Raw genomic sequence first — 24,247 nt, forward strand, 5'->3', positions numbered from 1 at the left:
ACGTATAAACAGAGATCACATTCACATGATAAAATAGATCGAGACCCTTTATAAGAGAGGACCTGTAAATGTGAGAATTCAATTATATATGAGCAACACTGGTTATTGCTCAAGAAGAGAAACAGAAAGACTATTGGCTGCTGGTCGAATAACGGTTAATGGTAAAACAGCGACAAAAGATACATTTGTTGATACAGATGACTGTATTTTATTAGATGGTTCGCCGGTTCCGATGAAGGAACGAAATATTTACCTTTTGTTACATAAACCAACGGGCATTGTATGTACGGCCCAAAGGCAGGTCAAAAATAATCTGATTGATTACATGAATTATCGTGAACGGATTTTTGCTGTTGGACGTCTAGATAAAGATTCTGAAGGCCTGCTTCTCTTAACGAATGATGGTGATATTGTAAACAAAATCATGCGAGTCGAAAATGGTCACGAAAAAGAATATATTGTAACCGTTGACCGTCCTTATCCTGATACATTTTTAAAGAGTATGGCGAGTGGTGTTGAGATTCTAGATCAAGTGACAGAGCCATGTACTGTTACGAGAATCGATGAAATGACGTTTCGAATTATCTTAAAGCAAGGCTTAAATCGTCAAATTAGACGCATGACAAAAGAGTTCGGATATTATGTGACAAGACTTCGTCGCGTTCGAATTATGAATCTTTCAATAGATAGACTGCCATATGGACAATGGCGTGAATTAACAGATGAAGAACTTAATGTCTTGATGAAGGATCTTAGATGAGGGATTAGAAGTTGTTCGTACCACCTCCTATAAATAGTAGTGTACTAGAGATTCATAAAAAAGTCGAATATTATTTTATTTTTCTGAAAATATATTCCTTTTCTTAAAGACCTCTTTACAAGATTCATAGAGTCATGTATATTATAGGCAAGTTTATATTGAAGCTGATGAGTTCAATTGAGAGGCAGCTTTTTGCGAGATGTGATCTATTAAGATCGTACCTCGCAAAAAGTTGTCTCTTTTTTTGTACCCATCGGTAACCGCTTCCAAGAAAGGGGAGAGATGTATGAGTGTCTATTTAGCTGAATTAATTGGTACAATGGTTTTAATTATTTTTGGTGGAGGGGTTGTAGCCGGCGTCGTACTTAAGAAGTCAAAAGCTGAAAACTCAGGCTGGATTGTCATTACATTTGGATGGGGATTTGCCGTAGCTTTTGCTGTATATGCAGTCGGCGGAATCAGCGGAGCACATTTAAATCCTGCTGTAACGCTAGGGCTCGCTTCGGTAGGAGAATTTTCTTGGAGTTTAGTTCCAGGGTATATCATCGCTCAAATTATTGGTGCATTTATTGGTGCGTGCATTGTCTTTATTCATTATCTGCCGCATTGGAGAGAAACAAAGGATCAAGGGGCAAAATTAGCGGTTTTCTCAACAGATCCAGCAATTGCGCATACGCCATCTAACTTAATTAGTGAGGCAATTGGAACGGCTGTATTATTGTTTGGGCTGCTAGCTATTGGAGCGAATCAATTTACAGAAGGATTAAATCCTTTAATTGTCGGGTTCCTTATTGTAGCCATTGGGTTGTCATTAGGAGGCACTACTGGTTATGCTATTAACCCGGCAAGGGATCTTGGGCCGCGTTTAGCACATTTCTTTCTTCCGATAGCAGGAAAAGGCACATCGAACTGGAAGTATGCATGGGTGCCGGTTGCAGGACCTGCAATTGGAGGTGTGCTAGGAGCACAGTTCTATCATATTATGTTTAACGGTGGATCAGTTGTACCGTTATTTATTCTTATTGCACTTCTTATCATTATTAGTGCAGCGTCAAAATGGATGCCATCTGAATCAAAGGTGACAACACATTATCAAAATAACGCAGAAAACGTTTCATAACATTTAAAGGAGAGGGAAGACATGGAGAAAACATATATTCTATCAATCGACCAAGGAACAACAAGCTCACGTGCTATCCTATTTGATAAAAAAGGAGGAATTGTTCATTCTGCACAAAAGGAATTTACACAGCACTTTCCAAAGCCAGGCTGGGTAGAGCATGATGCGAATGAAATTTGGGGTTCGGTACTTTCGGTTATTGCAAGCGTTTTATCTGAAGCGGATGTGACACCTGGAGAGATTGCTGCGATCGGCATTACAAATCAGCGCGAGACGACCGTTGTATGGGACAAGCATACTGGAAAGCCTGTCTATAATGCAGTGGTTTGGCAATCAAGGCAGACAGCAGACATTTGTGAAGAATTGAAAGCAAGCGGGCATAATGAGTTATTCCGCAACAAAACTGGATTGTTAATTGATGCGTACTTCTCCGGTACGAAAGTAAAATGGATTCTTGATAACGTGGACGGTGCAAGAGAGAAGGCGGAAACTGGAGATTTACTATTCGGTACGATTGATACGTGGCTGATCTGGAAATTAAGCGGCGGCAAGGCGCATGTTACAGATTACACAAACGCATCTCGAACACTAATGTACAACATCTATGACTTAAAATGGGATGATGAGCTGCTTGAGATATTAACGATTCCAAAAACGATGCTGCCTGATGTTCGCTCTTCTTCTGAAGTATACGGGGAAACGGTTGATTATCATTTCTTTGGAGAACAAATTCCCATTGCAGGTGCTGCCGGCGACCAACAAGCGGCACTCTTTGGACAGGCTTGCTTTGAAAAAGGAATGGCTAAAAATACGTATGGTACAGGCTGCTTTATGTTAATGAATACAGGAGATAAAGCCGTACCATCAAAGAGCGGTCTTTTAACAACGATCGCTTGGGGGCTAGATGGAAAAGTTGAATATGCGCTAGAAGGAAGTATTTTTGTTGCAGGTTCTGCTATTCAATGGCTGCGTGATGGGATGCGCATGGTTAATCAAGCATCGGATACAGAAGGATATGCAGCTAAAGTAGACTCTACTGACGGAGTGTATATGGTTCCCGCTTTCGTTGGTCTTGGAACGCCATACTGGGATAGTGAAGCTCGCGGGGCAGTGTTTGGGTTGACTCGAGGCACTACGAAAGAACACTTTATTCGTGCGACGCTTGAGTCATTGGCTTATCAAACAAAGGACGTTCTGCAAGCTATGGAAGCGGACTCTGGCATTCAATTAAGAAAGCTTCGTGCAGATGGCGGAGCGGTTAAAAATAATTTCTTAATGCAGTTCCAAAGTGATATTCTAAATGTACCGGTTGAGCGTCCGGTGGTAAATGAAACGACTGCTCTAGGTGCTGCTTATCTTGCTGGACTTGCTGTAGGCTTCTGGGAAGATAAACAAGAAATCGCCGATAATTGGAAGATCGACCGCTCGTTTGAAGTAGAGATGGACGATGACGTGAGACAGCCTTTATATGATGGCTGGAAGCAAGCTGTTAAATCAACAATGGGATTTAAACCAAAAGCAAAATAGTTCCTGCACTCTGACGCCCATAAAGCCGGTTATTATTTACGTGATAAATAAGACTTGCTATACTTGGGGTAAGTTAATAAAGAGTCTATGAGGAGAGGACTGCAACTTTTTTGATTAATGATTTTCGTTAAGTGATACGTTAATGAATTGATCAAGTTTAGTTGTGGTCCTTTTTTATCTTGCTTCAATTAATTATTACGTAAAGTAAGGGTGAACCATATGAACTTTAACGGTCAAAAAGTGCTGCCGGCCATCAAGCGGATGAAAGATTTTGAAAAGGTGTTATCTAATAATGACGAATATATGGTCATGCTAGATCTTCATATTGCTCAGCTTGGTGCAGTCATGAATCAAACGAAAAGGGCTAATAAAAAAGTGATTCTTCATGCTGATATGATACAAGGGCTGAGAAATGATAAATATTCCACTGAGTTTTTATGTCAGCAAATTAAACCGGCCGGTCTTATTTCAACGAGAGGCGATGTGCTTAGAACAGCTAAGAAAAATAACGTATTAGCTATCCAGCGTTTATTTTTATTAGATACGATTGCCCTAGAGACAAGCTATAAGCTGGTTGAACAGATAGAGCCCGATTTTATTGAAGTCCTTCCAGGAGTGATTCCTCACTATATCGAGAAGGTCAGAAAGGACACGAAGACTGAAGTTATAACGGGAGGGTTAATTGAAACAGAAGAGGATGCCACGAGAGCGTTTGAGGCAGGAGCGGTAGCCATTACAACCTCTAGAGAAGACTTATGGAAATTTAATATAGGCGACTAAAAAGGCTGCGAACTAACTCGCAGCCTTTTCGTTTGCCTGAATCTTGCCAGAGGCGGTCTTTCGGTTACCAACCATAATTCCTAGAAAAATAATGATGACACCGAGCCATTGAAAAATGGAAACCGCTTCGCCAAGTACGAAATAGGACATTATAACAGCGACAGGCAGTTCAGCCGACGTCAAAATTGTCCCCAGACCGGAGCCGACATGCGGCATGCCAACAGAAAATAATAATGGCGGCAGGGCGACTCCAAATAAACCTAACATTAATCCATAGAACACAATGTCACTTGATAACGGTGTGTGAAGAACGACCATCGGCGGAAAAATAAAGAGAACTAAAATGAAGCTTCCTGTAGCAAATAGTGTACTGCGCTGAATAGCAGGAAGATGTGTGCCTGCTGAACTGCTTAAGTACACAAATAAAGAAAAGGTGATGGATGAAAGAAATCCCCAAAAGGCTCCGATCCAAGTAAAAGATGAGCCTCCGTTTGTCCCAATCCCAGCTGCAAGAAAAGATCCAGCTAACAAGACAGCAATTGAAACCAGCTTTACTTTGCTCGGACGCTTCTTTTGTAAGAGCCATTCAAGTAAGGACCCTACCCAGACAAATTGAAAAAGAAAAATGATAGCAAGGGAAGCATCCAGTGTTTCTAGAGCTTGATAATAAAATAAGCCTGTTAAAGCCATTGGTATACCTGCTGCAAACATTGTCAAAATGGATGTAATAGGCAGTTTAACTTTTGGAGAAAAGAGGAAAATACCCCAAAGGAAAACAATGCCGAAAGTAAATTGACTTAGTGTCACAATACTAAGGGTGTATCCTGCACCATATGCCAGCTTAACGAACGTTGATAAGATTCCTAAACAGCATCCGCCGATTAAGATAAGAATGGGGTATATCCATGATTTCATATCTCGAAACTCTCCCTTCAAAATAAAAAAGCCACACATCTGCCAAAAAGCAGTTGTGTGGCGAAAATAAGAGATGATTCTCTTAGAAAAATCCACTTCCTATAAACTAGGTTTTGATATAAAAATGATTGTCTTATGTGTTCATCTGTTAATTTTATTGTAAGAGGGGAAGATAGACCTGTCAATATAGGGGTTGTGTATTTTGAAATTTCAGAAAAATATCGTTTTACAGAATGCTTGTTTATAATAAACAAGATACTAAATTAAAGAGGTGAGTAAATTTGGAGAGTATTTTAAACGGGTTAAACTGGATCGTTGATGGCGGAAATAACCTGCTGTGGACGTACGTCTTAATCGCATTGCTGCTTGGCCTTGGCGTATACTTCACCATTGTTACGAAGTTTGTACAAGTAAGACTTTTTGGTGAGATGTTCCGCGTGATCACAGAGAAAAAAGATGGTAACAAAGGAATATCTGCTTTCCAAGCGTTTACGATCAGTACGGCTTCCCGTGTAGGAACTGGTAACTTAGCAGGGGTTGCGATTGCGATTGCGCTTGGAGGACCTGGTGCGATTTTTTGGATGTGGGTTGTAGCACTTATTGGTATGGCAACAGCTTTTATTGAAAGTACGTTAGCACAAGTGTATAAAGTTAGAGACGGCGAGCAGTTCCGTGGCGGGCCGGCTTATTACATGGAGAAGGCTTTAAATAAACGCGGCTTAGGAATTATTTTTGCTGTTTTAATTACTCTATGTTTTGGCTTAATCTTTAATGCGGTACAAGCTAACACAATTACGCTGGCTTTTGAAAACGCATTTAATTTTGATCGTTTTGTGATTGGAATTATTGTTGCGGTATTAGCAGGCTTAGTTATTTTTGGCGGTGTTAAACGAATTGCAAGTGTGACACAGATTGTTGTTCCAGTGATGGCTATTATTTATTTAGTGATTGCCTTCTTTATCGTTATTACAAACTTTACGCAAATTCCAGCTGTTTTTAACTTAATTATTACTAATGCATTTGGAATTAATGAAATCATTGGAGGAGGAATCGGTGCTGCAATTATGCAAGGGGTACGCCGTGGTTTATTCTCGAATGAAGCCGGTATGGGTAGTGTGCCGAATGCTGCAGCAACGGCAAATGTAAGCCACCCTGCTAAACAAGGATTAGTACAATCCCTTGGAGTATTTGTTGATACGATGATTATTTGTTCAGCAACTGCTTTCATGATCCTTCTTACAGATGTGTATCAAACAGGTGAATCAAATGGAATTGTATTAACGCAAAGTGCACTAACACAGCATATTGGCTCGTGGGCTCCAAGCTTTGTAGCGATTGCTATCTTATTGTTTGCCTTTAGTTCAATCATCGGTAACTACTACTATGGTGAAACAAATATTGAATTCATTCGCGAGAGCTCTGCGTGGAAAACCGTTTATCGTGTAGCTGTATTACTAATGGTTCTGTTCGGCTCTGTTGCAGAGATTATTCTTGTGTGGAACATGGCAGATTTATTTATGGGATTAATGGCTGTATTAAACTTAGTCGTGATTTTCCTAATTGGTAAGGTAGCGCTCGATGTGTTGAAAGATTACACGGCACAGCGCAAGGCAGGGAAAAATCCTGTGTTTTATGCAAGAAATATTACTGGTTTGAAAAATACAGAATGCTGGGATGAACAAGCGGAGAGAGACCGTCAGTAAACCTATCTAGACACCTACTCATATGGTAGGTGTTTTTTTTGATTGTAAAAAGCGCCCATATTTTCTCTACTTGTCTCATATATAAGAAGGTGAGGGAGTGGGGCTTGTATGAATACGTTTGTTAAAGGTGCTGTTTTACTGATTATTGTCGCGTTTGTTGGTGAGTGCTTAGAGTTTTTGATTAATATGGTGCTTGCAAGAGAATTAGGGGAAGAAGGACTTGGGTTATATATGTCAATCCTTCCTACCGTTTTATTTGTCGTCGTCATTGCCAGTTTAGAGCTGCCTATATCTATTTCGAAATTTGTAGCGGAAAAAGAACCCATTTACCACCGAAGCATGCTTTCTCATGCCCTGCGTTTTGCTTCAGTATGTACTGTCGTTTTTGTCGTACTAGCTTTTGTGATTTTGCCGATGATACCTGTTTTTGACCACTATCATCCGGCTACACCAATGTTATTTATTATTTTAATCCCGATTATTGCCTTCTCCTCTGTTGCTAGAGGGTATTTTATGGGTGCTCAGGATATGAGAAAAGTGGCTGTGGCCAACTTTTTAAGGCGAGCTGGCCAGCTTGTATTGTTAGTTCTAGTTTTTTCTTTGTTCTCATTTGAAGCGGGTACGGCAATTTTTGTTTCATTATGTGCGCTTATAGCTACTGAAATGATTGTACTCACTTACTTGCTTATTTCTTTTTACTTACAAATGAATACGTTAAAAAAGCAGCCGCAAGCAAAGCTCTCAGGAAGCTCTGTACGCAGATCACTGCTTCAAGTTTCCTTGCCGACCACAGGGCTCCGAATTTTTCACGCTGCTTCTTTTGCTGTTAAACCGTTTCTCATTAAAGAAGCGTTAGTTAGAGCTGGGATGATAGATACCATGGCTATGGTTCAGTACGGTAAACTTGCCGGCGTTGCCTTTACAATTGGCTTTTTCCCAGCTTTCATTGCTCATTCATTATTAATTGTCCTTATTCCCGCTGTGTCAGAAGCCTATTCTAAAGGAGACATAGAGAGGCTTCAGAAATTACTTAGACGTGTGATGCTGACGACTTTTCTATATGGCATTCCTGCTGTTTACGTCTTTTATTTCTATGCAGAACCCTTGACTAGTCTCTTTTTTGAAGATTCTCCTGCCGCAGGATATTTAAAGCTGCTCGTCCCTTACTTTTTATTTCATTACTTTGTGATGCCGATGCAGGCGTACTTAATTGGACTCGGACTTGTTAAAGATGCTTTCTGGCACGCCGTATGGGCTACCACTTTATCGTTTATTTTAATGTTTGTATTAGGGTCCCGTCCGGAATTTGGAATGGGCGGAATTATCATCGGTATGAATTTAGGGGCGGTATTACTCACCTTGATGCATTATATGACGATTACCAAGAAGATTCATTTGACGGTACTGCTTAGAAAACAAGCTTAATACCTTTTTATTTTGATGAGCACATTTGTGTTCATCTTTTTTATTTAGGGTAAAGAGAAGAAAGTGAAAAAAATGTCGAAAAAAATGATTGACGAAGTTGTATATACAAGATAAAATGAAAACGTAATCACAACATGTATATACAAATAGAGACAACACACATATTTATTTGTAGTTAAGAAACACTATAGGAAAAAACGACGTCATTTTTCATTTTTACGAAGGAAATGAAAACGTTAACAGAGGGGGAAAGAAAATGAGTGCTAACAAAGAAGCTGCTAAGCAAATACTTGAGGCTATCGGTGGTAAAGAGAATATTGCTTCAGCTACACATTGTGTAACTCGTCTGCGTTTTGCTTTACATGATGAAGGGAAAGTGGACAAAGAAAAACTAGAAAATATCGACATTGTTAAAGGTTCATTTTCAACAAATGGGCAGTTCCAAGTTATTATTGGACAAGGCTTAGTCGATAAAGTATTTAAAGAATTAGTTGTCCTTGCTGGTATTTCTGAAGCGTCTAAAGAAGAAACTAAGACAGCAGCGGCTAAGAATCTAAACCCCATACAGCGTGCTATAAAAGTACTGGCCGATGTGTTTATCCCGATCCTTCCTGCAATTGTTACAGCTGGTTTATTAATGGGGATCAACAACATTCTAACAGCACCTGGGATCTTTGGAAGTGAATCGGTTGTTGAGATGTTCCCGCAATGGGCAGACTTTGCCAACATCATTCACCTAATTGCTAATACCGCCTTTGTCTTCTTGCCGGCACTAATCGGTTGGTCAGCGGTCAAGCGTTTTGGCGGGAATGAACTCCTCGGGGTTGTACTCGGTTTAATGCTCGTTCACCCAGATTTATTGAATGCTTGGGCTTACGGGGAAGCACTCGAAGCAGGAGAAATTCCTTATTGGAACTTGTTTGGACTTGATATAGCGCAAGTTGGATACCAAGGTCAGGTTCTTCCGATCTTAATTGCATCATTTGTCCTTGCAAAAATAGAAATTGCCCTTAAAAAACGTATTCCTGATGGATTCCAGCTATTAGTTGTAGCACCTATTGCTCTTCTTGTTACTGGCTTCTTATCTTTCATTGTGATTGGTCCGATTACATTTGCGATTGGTAATGGGATTACAGATTTATTTGTAGGTATTTTTGATAACTTCGCTGCGATTGGCGGCTTGTTATATGGTGCGATTTATGCGCCGCTTGTTATTACAGGTATGCACCACACATTCCTTGCGGTTGATCTTCAGTTAATCGGAAGTACAGGTGCAACATTCTTATGGCCGATTGTGGCCTTATCAAATATTGCTCAAGGTTCTGCAGCACTAGCGATGTACTTTGTGCTACGTGATGACAAAGTTAAAGGACTATCATTTACATCTGCAGTGTCAGCCTATCTTGGTATTACAGAACCAGCTATGTTTGGGGTAAACCTTCGTTACCGTTTCCCATTCATCTGTGCAATTATCGGTTCTGCCCTTGCAGCAGTATGGATTACTCTTAATGCGGTGACTGCCCCAGCTATTGGTGTCGGCGGACTGCCAGCAGTATTCTCGATTACAAGCGGAAAATGGATGGTCTTCTCCATTGGTATGGCGATCGCATTTATTGTACCGATTGTATTAACGTTCTTATTTGCAAAAATCCGCAAGCCTAACCTGTAAGTAAAGGGTTGCATTGTACGTGAAGCCATTTGTAGATCAGCTTATTCAAAGTGAATAAAGGCTGAGTACAAATGGCTTTCTTGTTTTTTAAACGCAATAAAGGTAAACTTGTATATACAAGTTATTGATGATTAGAAAGGTGTGTAGATAACATGAATGAATGGTGGAGAAAATCAGTCGTTTACCAAATCTATCCTAAGAGCTTTAATGATACAACTGGAAATGGTGTGGGTGACTTACAAGGTATTATTGAAAAGCTAGATTATCTAAAAGATTTAGGAGTAGACGTTCTGTGGCTAACTCCGGTATATGCGTCTCCTCAAAAAGATAATGGATATGATATTAGTGATTACTATTCCATTCATGCTGAGTATGGGACGATGGAAGACTTTGATCGATTATTAAGTGAAACGCATAATCGCGGAATGAAACTAATTATGGATTTAGTAGTAAACCATACATCGACAGAGCACCAATGGTTTAAGGAATCTCAGCAATCAAAAGACAATAAATATCGTGATTTTTATATTTGGAAGGATGCTGTAGACGGTGCTGAGCCGACGAATTGGCAGTCAAAGTTTGGAGGGAATGCTTGGAAGTGGGATCCTGAAACAGAGCAATATTACTTGCACCTGTTTGATGTTACTCAAGCTGACTTGAACTGGGAAAATGAAGAGCTTCGCAAGCATGTATATGATATGATGCACTTCTGGTTTGATAAAGGAATTGATGGATTTAGATTAGATGTAATTAACTTAATTTCAAAAGACCAGACATTCCCGAATGATGATGGATCTGTCGCACCTGGAGATGGTCGTAAGTTTTACACAGACGGCCCTCGTGTGCATGAATACTTGCAGGAAATGAACCGTGAAGTCCTTTCAAAATACGATAGTATGACTGTAGGTGAAATGTCATCGACATCAATTGATCATTGTATAAAATACTCAAACCCAGACCGAAATGAACTTAGCATGACGTTTAATTTCCACCATTTGAAAGTTGATTATCCAAATGGCGAGAAATGGGCAATTGCTGATTTTGATTTCCAAGCACTAAAGCAGATCTTAACTAAATGGCAAGTGGAAATGCACAAAGGTGGGGGATGGAATGCCTTGTTCTGGTGCAACCATGATCAGCCGCGTGTGGTCACTCGTTATGGAAATGATCAAGAATTTCATAAAGAGTCTGCCAAAATGCTTGCTACAACCGTTCATATGATGCAAGGAACTCCTTATGTGTATCAAGGCGAAGAGTTTGGAATGACCGACCCTAAATTCACATCCATCGATCAGTATCGTGATGTAGAAACACTAAATTACTACAAAATCATGAAAGAAAAAGGCATTGATGAAGCAGAAATTATGGAGATCATTAAGCGCAAGTCCCGTGATAATTCAAGAACTCCTGTACAATGGAATACTGATGAGCAAGCGGGATTTACAACAGGAACTCCGTGGATTGGCGTAAGTGATAACTACAAGCAAATTAACGCAGAAAATGCTGTGGCAGACCCTACATCAATTTTTTATCATTATAAAAATTTAATTCAGCTGCGTAAAGAGTACGATGTGATTACTTATGGAAACTATAAGTTAATCTTAGAAGATGATGATCAGATCTTTGCTTATGTACGTGAATACGAAGATGAGCTCTTGCTTGTCGTCAATAATTTCTACGGAAAGGAAGCGTCGGTAGAACTAGCTTCAGTCATTGAGGGTTATGGCCAATCTAAATTACTGCTTTCCAATTATGATGATTCATCCGAAGTATCTGAATTAACAACGCTTCGTCCTTACGAATCACTCGTTTATCACTTACAGAAATCATGATAAAATACTGTTGGGTGGTAATTCATGACAAAGAACAAATTTAGGTTAATCTATGATCAATTAGCAACAGAAATTCAAAAAGGAATGATCCAGCCTGGTGAACTGCTTCCCTCAGAAAATGAGTTAGCTGACACCTATCAGGCTTCACGAGAAACAATCCGTAAAGCATTAAAGCTTTTATCTGAGCATGGTTACATTCAAAAGGTTCAAGGGAAAGGCTCGATTGTTTTAGATATTAGTAAAATTGATTTTCCTATTTCAGGACTTGTCAGCTTTAAGGAGCTGGCTGATAAAATGGGAAAGCGTGCAAAAACAACAGTGGTAACCTTTAGTCGTGACCGTGTAAATGATTTTCTACGCAAACATCTTCAAGCCGTGGATGGTGAAGAGGTTTGGTCGGTTGCGCGTGTCCGTGAGATCGATGGGGAGAAAATTATTTTAGACAAAGATTTCTTACGAGTTGACTTGGTGCCTGCTTTAACCAAGAAAGATTGTGAAGAGTCGATCTATGCTCATATTGAAGAAGAGCTTGGACTCGTCGTCAGCTTTGCTAAAAAAGAAATTACCGTAGAAGAGCCGACGGAGGAAGATATGGAGCAGCTTGACCTAGAAGGCTACTCAAATGTTGTAGTTGTCAAAAGTCATGTCTATCTTGATGATGCCAAGCTTTTTCAGTATACCGAATCACGACATAGACCAGATAAATTTCGCTTTGTCGATTTTGCTAGACGTGCAAAATAAGGAGAAGGAGCTGTTCCCTAATGGGGACAGCTCCTTTCTCGTTTAATTTTGGGGTGAGGGAGTGAGTGATGATTGACGCAATTGCTCTCTGCAAGAATACAATTCCGGGTACACTAGATACAATAAGCGGATGAATCGGCGCAATAACGTGTGATCGGCGCAATTGTGCCCGCGAATGACGCAATTGTTCCGGGAACAAGCGCAATCGGCTGTCTGACAGACGCATAAACGGTTTGAAAATATACAATAGCAGCAGCCTAGCCAAAAATTAAGCACCTAGAGAGTCTGTATCTGATCCGAGCAATATATTAGGTAGTTGTGTATGGTTTTTGTATAATGTATTTGTACATTTCATGCAAATGTTTTTATAAGGAGGAACACAACCATGTCAACCGTACATGACTTTACTGTTCAGTCGACTAAAGGAGAAGAAGTCTCTTTATCGACTTACAAAGGTCAAATAATGCTAATTGTAAATACAGCGACAAAATGCGGCCTTGCTCCACAGTTTAAAGGGTTAGAAAAGCTTCATCAGCAGTACAAAGACAAAGGACTGGCAGTGCTCGGCTTTCCGTGCAACCAGTTTATGAATCAAGAGCCTGTTAGTGATGAACAAATGACAGAAGCTTGTGAGATCAATTTCGGGGTGACTTTCCCGCTATTTGCGAAAATTAATGTGAACGGATCGGATGCCCATCCACTTTACAAACATCTTAAAAAAGAACAAAAAGGTCTGCTCAGCTCAGAAATCAAATGGAACTTTACTAAATTCTTAGTTGATAAAAATGGTGAAGTCGTCAAACGGTTTGGACCGAATACTTCTCCTGAGAAAATGGAAGATGAAATTAAGGAATTATTAGGGCAATAATAAATCGTAGCTATTTGGATACAATTTTATGATCCAAATGGCTTTTTTGTCTGTAAAATAGATATCATAAGAGAAAACGGGATCATATTAAGAACGGAATCATAAAGGTGGCGAGGGAATGAATGCGAGTAATCAGCCAACTAAATTAAAGAGTGAAGCGGCTTCCTTTTTAACTCAATGTTACTCAGAACTGGGCTTATCTAATATACAATTAAACCAACGGATAGATGAAATAAATCAAGAAATTGAGCAAACGGGTACATATACACACACAAGAGAAGAGCTTAGGCACGGTGCAAAAATGGCTTGGAGAAACAGTAACCGCTGCATCGGACGTTTATTTTGGGAATCAATGCATGTTCTTGATGAAAGGGGCTTGAGTAAAGAAGAAGAGGTTGCTGACGCTCTTTTTTATCATTTAACCTATGCCACAAATGAAGGCAAAGTCATCCCAACTATAACGGTTTTTAAGCCTGCATCGAACAATCAGGTGCCGGTCCGCATATGGAACCATCAATTAATTCGTTATGCAGGGTATGAAACAGAGAGTGGAACTATTGGAGACCCTGCTTCTATTGCCTTTACGAAGCAGTGTGAGGAACTTGGTTGGAAGGGAGAAGGGACCCCGTTTGATGTACTGCCTTTAGTCATTCAATGCGGCAAGCGAACGCCAAAGTGGTTTGAGATTCCAAAAGAGTGCATCATGGAAGTGCCGATTACTCACCCGACAAAGCCCCAATTTAAAGATTTGAACTTAAAATGGTATGGTGTGCCTTTTATTTCAGATATGCGGCTTGAGGTCGGGGGCATTGATTATGTCGCAGCACCTTTTAATGGCTGGTATATGGGAACTGAAATTGGAGCAAGGAATTTGGCAGATGAAACAAGATATCATATGCTGCCAAAAGTGGCGGGAATTCTTGGACTTGATTGTGAGAGAGAAGCTTATTTATGGCGGGATGAAGCGCTGGTTGAATTAAATCGTGCGGTGCTTTATTCGTTTAAAGAAGCAGGAGTGAGCATTGTGGATCACCACACAGCAGCCAAGCAGTTCAAGCGATTTGAGGAAAGAGAAGAGGATGCTGGCAGACCGGTGACTGGGATGTGGAGCTGGCTGATCCCGCCAATGTCTCCTGCAGCAACTCATATTTTCCATAAAGATTACGATAACAAAGTAGTAAGTCCGAATTATTTTTATCAAGAGCAGCCTTACAAGTAAAAGTATGCTTTCTTATTGTGTCTGGCAAAAAGTGTCCGCCAATAAGAAAGGATGCTTTTTTTATATGATGGTGCAAGGGATTGGTCGTTACGATACAATTAATAAGATACAATTAAGAAGCAGTAAAATATAAAATGTTAGACAGCATAAATATATTGTGAAGTTACGCAGAAAAGGACGGATAGAATGAGCATTTTACAAGTAGAGCATTTAACCAAAACATATGGGGATAAAACTCTTTTCAATGATCTTTCATTTACAATTAATCAAAAAGAGAGAATTGGATTGATCGGTATAAACGGCACTGGAAAATCAACTCTTTTGAAGGTGCTTGCTAAAATAGAAGGAATGGATTCAGGCGAATTAATTCATGCGAATGATTTTCAGATTGAATATTTGCCGCAGCAGCCGGAGCTTGAAGCAGGTTTAACTGTGCTTGAGCAGATCTATTACGGAGACTCACCAATTATGAAGACGATGAGAGCATATGAAGAAATGGTCTTAGAGCTTGAACGTGATCCGGCTAATGAAAAGAAATTAGCTTCCTTAATGAAGCTGCAGCAGAAAATGGACGAGCTTGAAGCGTGGGAAGCGAATACGACTGCTAAGACAATTTTATCGAAGCTTGGTATAACGGATTACACGGAAAAAATAGATTCCCTTTCTGGCGGACAGAAAAAACGGGTTGCGATTGCGAAAGCACTGATTCAGCCAGCGGACCTTCTATTATTAGATGAGCCTACTAACCACTTAGACCATGCAATAATTGAATGGCTTGAAGGGTTCCTCGCTCAGTACCGCGGGGCATTTATCGTCATTACGCATGATCGTTATTTCTTAACGCGCGTCACGAATAAGATGATTGAACTTGACCGTGGCAGGCTTCATACATATGAGGGGAACTATGAAGAATATCTTTCATTGAAAGCGGAACGAGAAGAACAAGAGCATACGCAAGAAAGAAAGCGCCAAAATCTCTTAAGAAGAGAGCTTGCTTGGCTGCACCGCGGGGCGAAGGCAAGAACGACAAAACAGAAGGCAAGAATTCAGCGGGTAGATGAGTTGAAAGAAGATACACCTGAGTTTTTGAATCGAGAGTTTGATTTTGCTATTGGCTCAACGAGACTCGGCAAGCAAGTGCTTGAAGTAAAAGGTTTAACAAAGCAATTTGAGGATAAACAGTTAATAACAAATTTGAATTACTTGATTGTTAAAGGAGAACGTCTTGGGATTGTAGGCCCTAATGGAAGCGGGAAAACGACGCTGCTTCAACTGCTCGCAGGCAGAGAAAAACCAACAAGCGGTGAGGTTCTTGTTGGTGAAACAGTCAAAATTGGATATTACACTCAAGAAGATGAAGAGATTGATGGAGGCCTTCGTGTTATTGACTATATAAAAGAAGTGGCGGAGGTTGTTCATACAGTTAACCATGAGGTCATTACAGCCGAGCAAATGCTTGAGCGTTTCTTATTTCCTCGTTCGATGCAGTATACGTATGTAAGACGTTTATCAGGCGGTGAGAAGCGTCGATTGTATCTTTTAAAAATCCTGATGGGAGAGCCGAATGTGTTATTCCTTGATGAGCCGACAAATGATCTTGATACACAAACTCTTTCTGTCCTTGAAGATTACTTAGATCAGTTCCCGGGTGTCGTTGTCACCGTTTCGCATGACCGCTATTTTCTCGATCGGGTGGTTGATCATCTGCTTGTCTTTAAAGGAGCAGGCAGCATAGAACGATTCCAAGGACATTATAGTGACTTTCTTCAATCACAAGAAGAAGATGCAGCTCTTCAAAAAGTGAAAGAGAAAACAGAAACACCTAAAGTAGAAAAAACAAAACGTAAATTGTCTTACCACGAGCAAAAAGAGTGGGACGGTATTGAAGAGAAAATCGAGAAGCTCGAAATGAAAACAGCAGAGCTAGAAGAAGCGATTACTAAAGCAGGAAGTGACTACGGGAAAATAAGTGATTTGATGAGTGAGAAAGAAAAGGTTGAAGCTGAGCTGAATCATACGATGGAACGCTGGGAAGAACTCTCTATACTCATTGAAGAGCTTCAAGGTTAGAAAAAAGGTACAAAAAAGTTGTACAAAGCCCTCGCATAATCGACATAATACGATACAATGTAGTAAGAAGGAACGGAACATTAAGTATGATTACGTGAAGGGGTGAGGGATATGGATGCATCAATTCAAGACGATCGAATGTTTGAGCAAGCATTTCGCTACTCTACGATTGGGCTAGTGATCGTTGATATAGATGGGACCTATTTGAAAGTGAATGAAGCATATTGTCAGATTACCAATAGACAAGAGGAGAGCATTTTGTCTCAAATATTCATCGACCATATTCATCCCCTTTACCGAAACGAGGTAGCAGACTCTTTTCATACATTATTACACGAAGAAAAAAGGTCCGTGAATCAAGAGGTCATGCTCGATACCGTCAGTGAAAGCGATAGCTGGGTAGAGCTTAGTATTTCACTTATACGAGACGACGAGGCCGGCAGACTGTATTATCTCATTCAAGTGCAAGACCTCACGATTCAAAGAACAATTTCTAGCAAGTTAAAGGTTAGTGAGGCTAAGTTAAATCAAGTTATCGAAACGGTTCCTAGCGGTCTTGTGATGATGGATCAAACAGGAATCATCATTTTCGCCAATCAGTTAGCTGAGGAGATATTAAAGGTTCGTCTTGATGGTGGAGTACGAGAAGGGGTACGTTCAAGCTATAATGCACCTGAATGGAGAAACAGGCATTTAGATGGCAGACCGATGATAGACGAGGAACTTCCCTTCTCGGTTGTTATGAGAACGAGACAGCCTGTATTTGGGATAGAGCATATGATCGAAGGTGAGGGAGGAGAGAAAACCCTCATCTCAGTCAATGCAGCTCCGTTGTATGATGAATTTGATCAGATTACAGGCGTCCTATGTTCAATCACTGATATTACCGCTCAAAAAATAACCGAACAGCAATTGCTAGAAGCTAATTTACTTTTTAAACGCAAATCAGAAATCGATGGGCTGACAGGCATTCCTAATAGGCGTTCTTTCGATAAAACCTTGCAGGCTGAGTGGGATGAGAGTGAAAGAGCAGGGTCTCTTTTAACATTAATTATGCTCGATCTTGATTCATTTAAACACTTCAATGATACGTATGGCCATCAGAAAGGTGATGATTGCTTAAGGAAAGTTGCCGTAGCCATTGATAGAGTGGTGCAAGACCACAAAGGTTTCCTAGCCCGTTACGGTGGAGAAGAATTTACCGTCATTAAGCGAGGAGCGAGTCTTGAGGAGAGCAGATATTTAGCTGAAGAAATTAAAGAGGTGGTCTATCAACTCCAGATTCCTCATCAGACATCAGTCATCGATAATGTAGTAACGGTGAGTGTAGGAGTAGCAGTAAAACAAAATGAACATTGCAGGGACAGTAAAATGCTCTTTGACTGGGCGGACCAAGCAATGTATCAAGCGAAGAAAAAAGGCCGGAATCAAGTACTGGTTTATAACAAATAATACAAAAGCAACCAAAGATGGTTGCTTTTTTTATTTGAGTTGATTGATTTTGAATGAATAATCGAATGTTTTTGATTGATTATGAATGAATTTGATTGTATACTCATAGTAATTACTAACGTAAGAGGTGTTTAACGATGCTTACGATCGAACGTCAAGAAACGATTCTTTCATTGCTGAAAGAGAAAGAAACAATAAAAATTCAAGAAATCGTTGAAATAACAGGGTCTTCTGAGTCCACTATTAGAAGAGATTTAAAGGAACTAGAGCAATCAAAGAAATTAAAGCGCATACATGGCGGTGCGACATTGTTTCAAAAGAAGCTGGTTGAGCCGACTGTAGCAGAAAAAACGGTCAAAAACCGTCAAGAAAAGCAGATGATCGCCAAAAAAGCGGCAGACTTGATTGAAGAAGGAGATTGTCTCTTTCTGGATGCTGGTACGAGTACGGTTGAAATGATTCCTTTTCTTAAAGGCAAGGATATCGTCGTTGTCACAAATGGGTTGAATAATATCGCAGAGCTGCTTGAAGCAGAAATTGAAACCCATGTGGTCGGAGGATATGTGAAAAAAGGAACGAGAGCATTTGTTGGACGCGGTGCGATTCAATCATTAAGAGGGTTTCGTTTTGACAAAGCGTTCATTGGTACGAATGGTATAAGCTTGAAAGATGGCTGCACAACGCCCGATCCAGAAGAGGCCTTTATTAAAGAAGAAGCGATCAAGCTTGCTGCCGAAAGCTTTGTGTTGGCAGATCATACGAAGTTTGGTGAAGTATCCTTTTCAAAATTTGCTGATGTGAAAGAAGTCATTATTCTAACAAGTGCCCAAATAGATTCTGAACTGCGTAACCAGATAAGCCAAGCAACGAAAGTAGAGGTATTTCCATCATGATTTATACGATTACACTTAATCCTGCAGTTGATTATTTCTTAGAAGTTGATGATTTTACAGCAGGAGCCGTTAACCGTTCTAATGCCGAAAGAAAAGTTCCTGGCGGTAAGGGAATTAATGTATCTAGAGTATTACAGAGACTCGGACATAAGAGTGAGGCACTAGGATTTATCGGTGGGTTTACTGGAGATTTCATCGCCTCCTCACTTGAGACGGAGGCCATTCAGACGAACTTCATTAAAGTTCATGGCGATTCAAGAATCAACGTCAAATTATACAGTGAAACAGAAACCGAGATAAACGGTTCATCCCCAATGATTACGAAAGATCATGTGACTCAATTAAAGGGACAGATTGAAGGTCTAAGCGAAGGGGATTTCTTAGTTCTTGCTGGAAGCGTTCCAAGTTCACTTGATGATGACTTATACCAAGTATTAATAGAAGCGGCTAGAGAGCGAGGGGTGTTTGTATGCTTAGATACAAGCGGTGAACCTTTAAGAAAAGCGATAGAAGCTAAACCTTCATTAATTAAACCAAATCATCATGAGCTAGGCGAGCTATTTGGAGTTGAAATTAAAAATATTGATGAGGCACTGCCCTATGTCAGCCAGCTTATTGAAAAAGGAATTGAGTATGTTCTTATCTCTTTTGCAGGTGAAGGAGCACTGCTTGGGACAAAAGAGGGAATTTATTCAGCTGTTCCGCCAAAAGGGAAGGTACAAAATTCAGTAGGTGCTGGAGACTCTACAGTAGCTGGATTTATCACCTCAGTATTAGCAAATTCAACAGATGTAGGAAAGCTTGCTTTTGCAGTGGCGTGCGGAAGTGCTACCGCATTTTCTAAAAGCTTCTGCGAGCTAGAAGATGTGAAGAGATTAAAAGAGAACATTGATATAAAACATATAAAGTAAAAGATCTTAGGGGGAGGGTGATTAGAAATGAGAATATCAGATTTATTAAAAAGTGAAACGATTGTCCTTAATATGAGCGCCACGAAAAAGGGAGAAGCCATTAGTGAGCTGGTGAACTGCTTAGATAAAGCTGGCAGACTATCAAATGCTAAAGAATACAAGCAGGCTATTGAGGCTCGTGAAGCACAAAGTACAACAGGGATCGGCGAAGGCATTGCGATCCCGCACGCTAAAACGAGTGCAGTCAGCACACCAGCTATTGCTTTTGGCCGCTCCAAAGACGGGGTTGATTATGAAGCATTAGATGGCCAGCCGAGTTATTTATTCTTTATGATTGCCGCATCTGAAGGGGCAAATAATGAGCATCTAGAAACTCTTTCAAGACTTTCAACCTTTTTAATGGATGAAGCATTCCGTGAGCAGTTAATGCAAGCACAAACTAAGGAAGAAATTCTAGCTGCGATTGACCAAAAGGAAAGTGAAGAAAAAGGAGAAGAAGATGGTGAGGATGAAGCCGTTTCTTCAACAGGTATTCAAATCCTCGCTGTTACAGGGTGTCCGACAGGAATTGCTCATACGTATATGGCTGCAGATGCCTTAAAGGAAGAGGCCAAAAAGCAAGGAGTGTCTATTAAAGTAGAAACAAACGGTTCAAGCGGAGTGAAAAACCGTTTATCAGAACAAGAGATTAAAGAAGCTAAAGCGATTATTGTTACAGCAGACACGAAGATTGATATGGATCGTTTTGCTGGTAAACCTGTCATCCAAGGGCCGGTAACCGATGGAATTAGACGTCCAAAAGAGCTTATTCAACAAGCCATCGCAGGTGAAGCGCCGATTTATCAAGCTACAGGTGCATCTAACGGTGAGAATAAGGCAGGAGAAGGGACTAAGAAAAACGGATTCTATAAGCACTTAATGAATGGTGTATCAAACATGCTTCCGTTTGTTGTCGGGGGCGGGATCTTAATTGCGATCTCCTTTATGTTCGGTATTGATTCTGATAATCAATTTGCCCAAATGTTAAGTGAGATTGGTGGAGGAAATGCATTCTTCCTGATGATTCCTGTGTTATCTGCTTTTATTGCGATGAGTATTGCTGACCGACCTGGCTTTGCAGCTGGTATGGTAGGGGGATTAATTGCTTTAAATGGTGAAGCTGGTTTCCTGGGCGGATTAATCGCTGGTTTCCTTGCAGGGTACCTGGCTCTCCTTGTGAAGTGGGCGCTAAGAGGGCTGCCGGCTTCTCTCGAAGGAATTCGTACTATCTTATTTTACCCAGTCTTAAACATCTTCTTAACAGGAATGATTATGCTGCTTCTTGTTACTCTGCTTTCTGCCTTTAACACGGGACTTGAAAACTGGTTAGGCGGTATGGGGACAACTAATATGGTCATCCTCGGGTTGATACTCGGAGCAATGATGGCGATTGATATGGGCGGTCCGATTAACAAAGCGGCATTCACGTTCGGTATTGCGATGATTGATGCCGGGAATTTTGGTCCGCATGCTGCTGTCATGGCGGGCGGGATGGTTCCGCCATTGGGTATTGCACTTGCTACAACATTCTTTAAACAGAAGTTTACAAAGCAAGAACGAGAAGCAGGAAAAACAAACTATATTTTAGGCGCATCGTTTATTACAGAAGGGGCGATCCCATTTGCAGCATCTGACCCTGCACGTGTCATCCCAGCTGTTATTACAGGATCGGCTGTAGCAGGTGCTTTGACGGCATTGTTTGGCATCGGTTTAAGAGCACCACACGGCGGAATATTTGTTATTCCGTTAGTGGAAGGCGGGTTCTTGTTATATGGATTAGCGATTTTAATAGGGGCTGTAGTTACGGCTGTTATGTTAGGAGTATTGAAAAAACGGGTTGCATAATGGGCTGCATACAATCAATAATCGAAAGTAGACCAAGGTGATGAGCGCCTTGGTCTATTTTAATTGATATCAGTTGATGAGTTGACTGACATTTCTATATACTTTGTATGAATAATATTGAAATGAGGTCTGATGATGATAGATGACACATGCTTTCTAGAGGCAACGATTGAAGAACTTCAAAGGATGATGGACCTGCAAGAAGTAACAGCAGTTGAACTTACCCGATATTATTTAGATCGAATCGCAGCTTATGATCAAAACCTTTCTTCCGTCTTAGAGGTTAATCCTGATGCACTGCATATTGCGGCGGCGCTTGATGCGGAAAGAACGAGAACCGGCAAAAGAAGTATACTGCATGGTATTCCAGTCTTATTGAAAGATAATATTGACACGAAAGATAAACTGCATACGAGTGCAGGAGCGCTTGTATTAGAACATTCTTATGCAAAAAAAGACGCTTTTCTTGTTAAGAAATTGCGTAAAGCGGGCGCTGTTATTTTAGGGAAAACGAACATGTCAGAGTGGGCCTATTTTATGTCGACTGATAATATGCCAAGTGGATATAGTTCAAGAGGAGGGCAGACTGAAAATCCTTATGGAATAGGAAAATTTGATGTAGGCGGCTCAAGTTCGGGCTCGGGTTCTGCTATTGCTGCAAATTTTGCTGCCGCCGCAGTAGGAACGGAGACTTCGGGCTCAATTTTAAGTCCCTCTAGTCAAAATAGTATTGTAGGAATTAAACCGACAGTAGGCTTAATTTCAAGATCAGGCATTATCCCGCTTTCACACACGCAAGATACGGCAGGCCCTATGGCAAGGACTGTGAGAGACGCTGTATTTTTATTATGCGAAATGATGGGTATGGACGAGGAGGATCTCATTACATCAGTTTGTCCTTACCAACCAGATCAGCTGTTAAAGGCATTGAACAAAAGCAGTTTAAATGAAATGCGAATAGGTGTTGTCCGTGAACAGGTGATGGATCTTTTGGGAGAAGAGAAGAGGGAGGTATATGAGACAGCATTAAAACAATTATCCCGAGCTGGGGCAAATGTTATTGATGATGTGAACATACCTTCTAGTACAAGAAAGTGGTCTTATAACGTTTTAACCTATGAATTTAAAGCAAATGTAAATAAGTATCTCTCAGAGCTTGATTCATCTATGTCTGTCCGTACACTTACTGATATTATCGAGTGGAATGAGAATCATCACGAGAAAGCGTTAAAGTACGGACAGTCATTACTTATTGAGGCAGATAAGACTTCTGGCAAGCTAACAGAAAAAGAATACCTAAAAGCACTGAATGAGGATGCATATTTTTCAGCAACAGAAGGAATAGATGCGGTTTTAAGAGAACATCAACTAGATGTCATCGTGTTTCCAAATAATTTAGGGGCAGCCATCCCTGCTAAAGCCGGCTATCCTTCAATAACTGTACCAGCGGGTTACACAGAGTCAGGTGAACCAGTGGGGATAACATTTACCGCTAAAGCGTGGCAAGAGCCATTATTAATTGAGATCGCAGAAGCATTTGAGAAGCTGACGAAGGCAAGAAAGGAGCCATTACTATAATCTGTGTATCGCTAAATGTTACTGTTTATGCTAGACTAAACACTAGATTGCAAAAATAATTTAATAGTTCCACTAGGGGTGTCAGTTTGTCTGACTGAGAGAGGGAAGCCTCAACTCTTAAAACCTGATCTAGCTTGTACTAGCGTAGGGAAGTGGTGGCACATTCTATTTAACATTGAATAACTATGTGTACATGACATCCCCTCCGTGGAAACGAAAGGGGATTTTTTTATGAATCGTGAACGTTTAACGATTATGATTGAAATAGCTGTTATGGCAGGACTTGCACTTGTCTTAAGCTTTGTTAAATTTGGAGCGCTATGGGCGATGGGCGGTTCGATCTCTCTTGTGATGGTTCCTATCTTTCTTCTAGCCTTTCGCCGAGGATTAAAAGTTGGACTGTTAACAGGCCTCCTCGTTGGTTTACTAGGGCTCGTAACAGGACCGACAATTGTCCATCCTGTTCAGTTGGTGCTCGACTATCCGCTTGCTTTTATGGTGTTAGGATTTGCGGGGCTATTTGCTTCAAGGCAGGCAGTTCCTAAATTAAGCTATATAGTTCTCGGTTTAGTGCTGGCTACTGTATTGCGTTTCTTAAGTCATTTTGCTTCCGGGGTCATTTGGTTTGGCCAATATGCACCGGATGGAATGAACCCAAGTGTCTATTCTTTTCTATATAACCTTTCGTACCTGCTTCCGGAAATGCTCATTACCTTGGCCATCATTTTATTTTTGGCAAGGTCTTACTCACAATTTTTTAAAGCAGGTAAAACAAGTACAGGGTTATCATCTTAATAATTATCAGACCTCCCAATTTTTTGGAGGTCTTTTTCGTGGTTAAGAAAGGGTTTTCCAGCCAGCATTTAGGGAATAAGTAGTATAGAAGCAGATTTTGGGAGG

At 40.5% G+C, this 24,247-nt stretch carries 19 protein-coding genes and 1 riboswitch; of the genes, 18 read left to right on the plus strand and 1 reads right to left on the minus strand.

Translation table 11 applies throughout. The annotated features are described in order from the left end of the window. The first annotated feature begins 70 nt into the window (after positions 1-70). The 4 genes from BPOF4_RS02495 (at position 71) to BPOF4_RS02510 (ending at position 4,187) form a co-directional block, all read left to right on the plus strand. Entirely contained in the window at positions 71-760 is a 690-nt protein-coding gene (locus tag BPOF4_RS02495) for a pseudouridine synthase (RefSeq protein WP_012957481.1), read from the plus strand. A gap of 286 nt (positions 761-1,046) precedes the next feature. Continuing rightward, positions 1,047-1,880: an MIP/aquaporin family protein gene (locus tag BPOF4_RS02500; RefSeq protein ID WP_012957482.1), complete on the plus strand. Its 834-nt coding sequence runs from the start codon at positions 1,047-1,049 to the stop codon at positions 1,878-1,880. A 21-nt stretch (positions 1,881-1,901) separates the two neighbouring features. Beyond that, a complete protein-coding gene (gene glpK, locus BPOF4_RS02505) occupies positions 1,902-3,407 on the plus strand; it encodes a glycerol kinase GlpK (RefSeq protein ID WP_012957483.1) in 1,506 nt (501 codons plus the stop codon). Positions 3,408-3,626: 219 nt separating this feature from the next. Further along, positions 3,627-4,187, plus strand: coding sequence for a glycerol-3-phosphate responsive antiterminator (locus BPOF4_RS02510; RefSeq protein WP_012957484.1), 561 nt, complete (start codon positions 3,627-3,629; stop codon positions 4,185-4,187). 12 nt (positions 4,188-4,199) lie between these two features. Here the strand turns inward: BPOF4_RS02510 and BPOF4_RS02515 are convergent, their stop codons facing one another. Further along, positions 4,200-5,102 (minus strand): EamA family transporter, encoded by a 903-nt coding sequence (locus tag BPOF4_RS02515; RefSeq protein WP_012957485.1) that lies wholly within the window; start codon positions 5,100-5,102, stop codon positions 4,200-4,202. Between the two features lie 281 nt (positions 5,103-5,383). On the opposite strand from BPOF4_RS02515, the gene BPOF4_RS02520 reads away from it, so the two are divergent. The 14 genes from BPOF4_RS02520 (at position 5,384) to thiT (ending at position 24,142) form a co-directional block, all read left to right on the plus strand. After that, entirely contained in the window at positions 5,384-6,805 is a 1,422-nt protein-coding gene (locus BPOF4_RS02520; protein WP_012957486.1) for an alanine/glycine:cation symporter family protein, read from the plus strand. 108 nt (positions 6,806-6,913) lie between these two features. After that, entirely contained in the window at positions 6,914-8,230 is a 1,317-nt protein-coding gene (locus BPOF4_RS02525) for a polysaccharide biosynthesis protein (RefSeq protein ID WP_012957487.1), read from the plus strand. A 256-nt stretch (positions 8,231-8,486) separates the two neighbouring features. Further along, positions 8,487-9,899, plus strand: coding sequence for a PTS system trehalose-specific EIIBC component (treP, locus tag BPOF4_RS02530; RefSeq protein WP_012957488.1), 1,413 nt, complete (start codon positions 8,487-8,489; stop codon positions 9,897-9,899). A gap of 152 nt (positions 9,900-10,051) precedes the next feature. Then, a complete protein-coding gene (treC, locus tag BPOF4_RS02535; protein ID WP_012957489.1) occupies positions 10,052-11,731 on the plus strand; it encodes an alpha,alpha-phosphotrehalase in 1,680 nt (559 codons plus the stop codon). Between the two features lie 24 nt (positions 11,732-11,755). Continuing rightward, the gene (treR, locus tag BPOF4_RS02540; protein ID WP_012957490.1) at positions 11,756-12,472 is read left to right on the plus strand and encodes a trehalose operon repressor; all 717 of its coding nucleotides are present in this window, start codon (positions 11,756-11,758) and stop codon (positions 12,470-12,472) included. Positions 12,473-12,857: 385 nt separating this feature from the next. Further along, positions 12,858-13,340, plus strand: a complete 483-nt coding sequence (locus BPOF4_RS02545) for a glutathione peroxidase (RefSeq protein WP_012957491.1) — start codon at positions 12,858-12,860, stop codon at positions 13,338-13,340. A gap of 118 nt (positions 13,341-13,458) precedes the next feature. Beyond that, complete coding sequence (locus BPOF4_RS02550; RefSeq protein WP_012957492.1) at positions 13,459-14,559, plus strand: nitric oxide synthase oxygenase; 1,101 nt, start codon at positions 13,459-13,461, stop codon at positions 14,557-14,559. A 186-nt stretch (positions 14,560-14,745) separates the two neighbouring features. Next, positions 14,746-16,629 (plus strand): ABC-F family ATP-binding cassette domain-containing protein, encoded by a 1,884-nt coding sequence (locus BPOF4_RS02555; RefSeq protein WP_012957493.1) that lies wholly within the window; start codon positions 14,746-14,748, stop codon positions 16,627-16,629. Between the two features lie 111 nt (positions 16,630-16,740). Next, a complete protein-coding gene (locus BPOF4_RS21075) occupies positions 16,741-18,081 on the plus strand; it encodes a sensor domain-containing diguanylate cyclase (protein ID WP_012957494.1) in 1,341 nt (446 codons plus the stop codon). 137 nt (positions 18,082-18,218) lie between these two features. Then, positions 18,219-18,974 carry a DeoR/GlpR family DNA-binding transcription regulator gene (locus BPOF4_RS02565; protein ID WP_012957495.1) on the plus strand — a complete coding sequence of 252 codons (756 nt, stop codon included), beginning with the start codon at positions 18,219-18,221 and terminating at the stop codon, positions 18,972-18,974. Further along, complete coding sequence (gene pfkB, locus BPOF4_RS02570) at positions 18,971-19,885, plus strand: 1-phosphofructokinase (RefSeq protein WP_012957496.1); 915 nt, start codon at positions 18,971-18,973, stop codon at positions 19,883-19,885. The genes BPOF4_RS02565 and pfkB overlap by 4 nt, the downstream gene beginning before the upstream one ends. 27 nt (positions 19,886-19,912) lie before the next feature. Next, a complete protein-coding gene (locus BPOF4_RS02575) occupies positions 19,913-21,769 on the plus strand; it encodes a PTS fructose transporter subunit IIABC (RefSeq protein WP_012957497.1) in 1,857 nt (618 codons plus the stop codon). A 135-nt stretch (positions 21,770-21,904) separates the two neighbouring features. Continuing rightward, positions 21,905-23,347, plus strand: coding sequence for an amidase family protein (locus BPOF4_RS02580; protein WP_012957498.1), 1,443 nt, complete (start codon positions 21,905-21,907; stop codon positions 23,345-23,347). Positions 23,348-23,411: 64 nt separating this feature from the next. Next, positions 23,412-23,515: riboswitch (TPP riboswitch) on the plus strand. A gap of 63 nt (positions 23,516-23,578) precedes the next feature. Further along, the gene (thiT, locus tag BPOF4_RS02585) at positions 23,579-24,142 is read left to right on the plus strand and encodes an energy-coupled thiamine transporter ThiT (RefSeq protein ID WP_012957499.1); all 564 of its coding nucleotides are present in this window, start codon (positions 23,579-23,581) and stop codon (positions 24,140-24,142) included. Positions 24,143-24,247 lie beyond the last annotated feature (105 nt).

Source organism: Alkalihalophilus pseudofirmus OF4, from assembly GCF_000005825.2.
Classification (GTDB): domain Bacteria; phylum Bacillota; class Bacilli; order Bacillales; family Bacillaceae_D; genus Alkalihalophilus; species Alkalihalophilus pseudofirmus.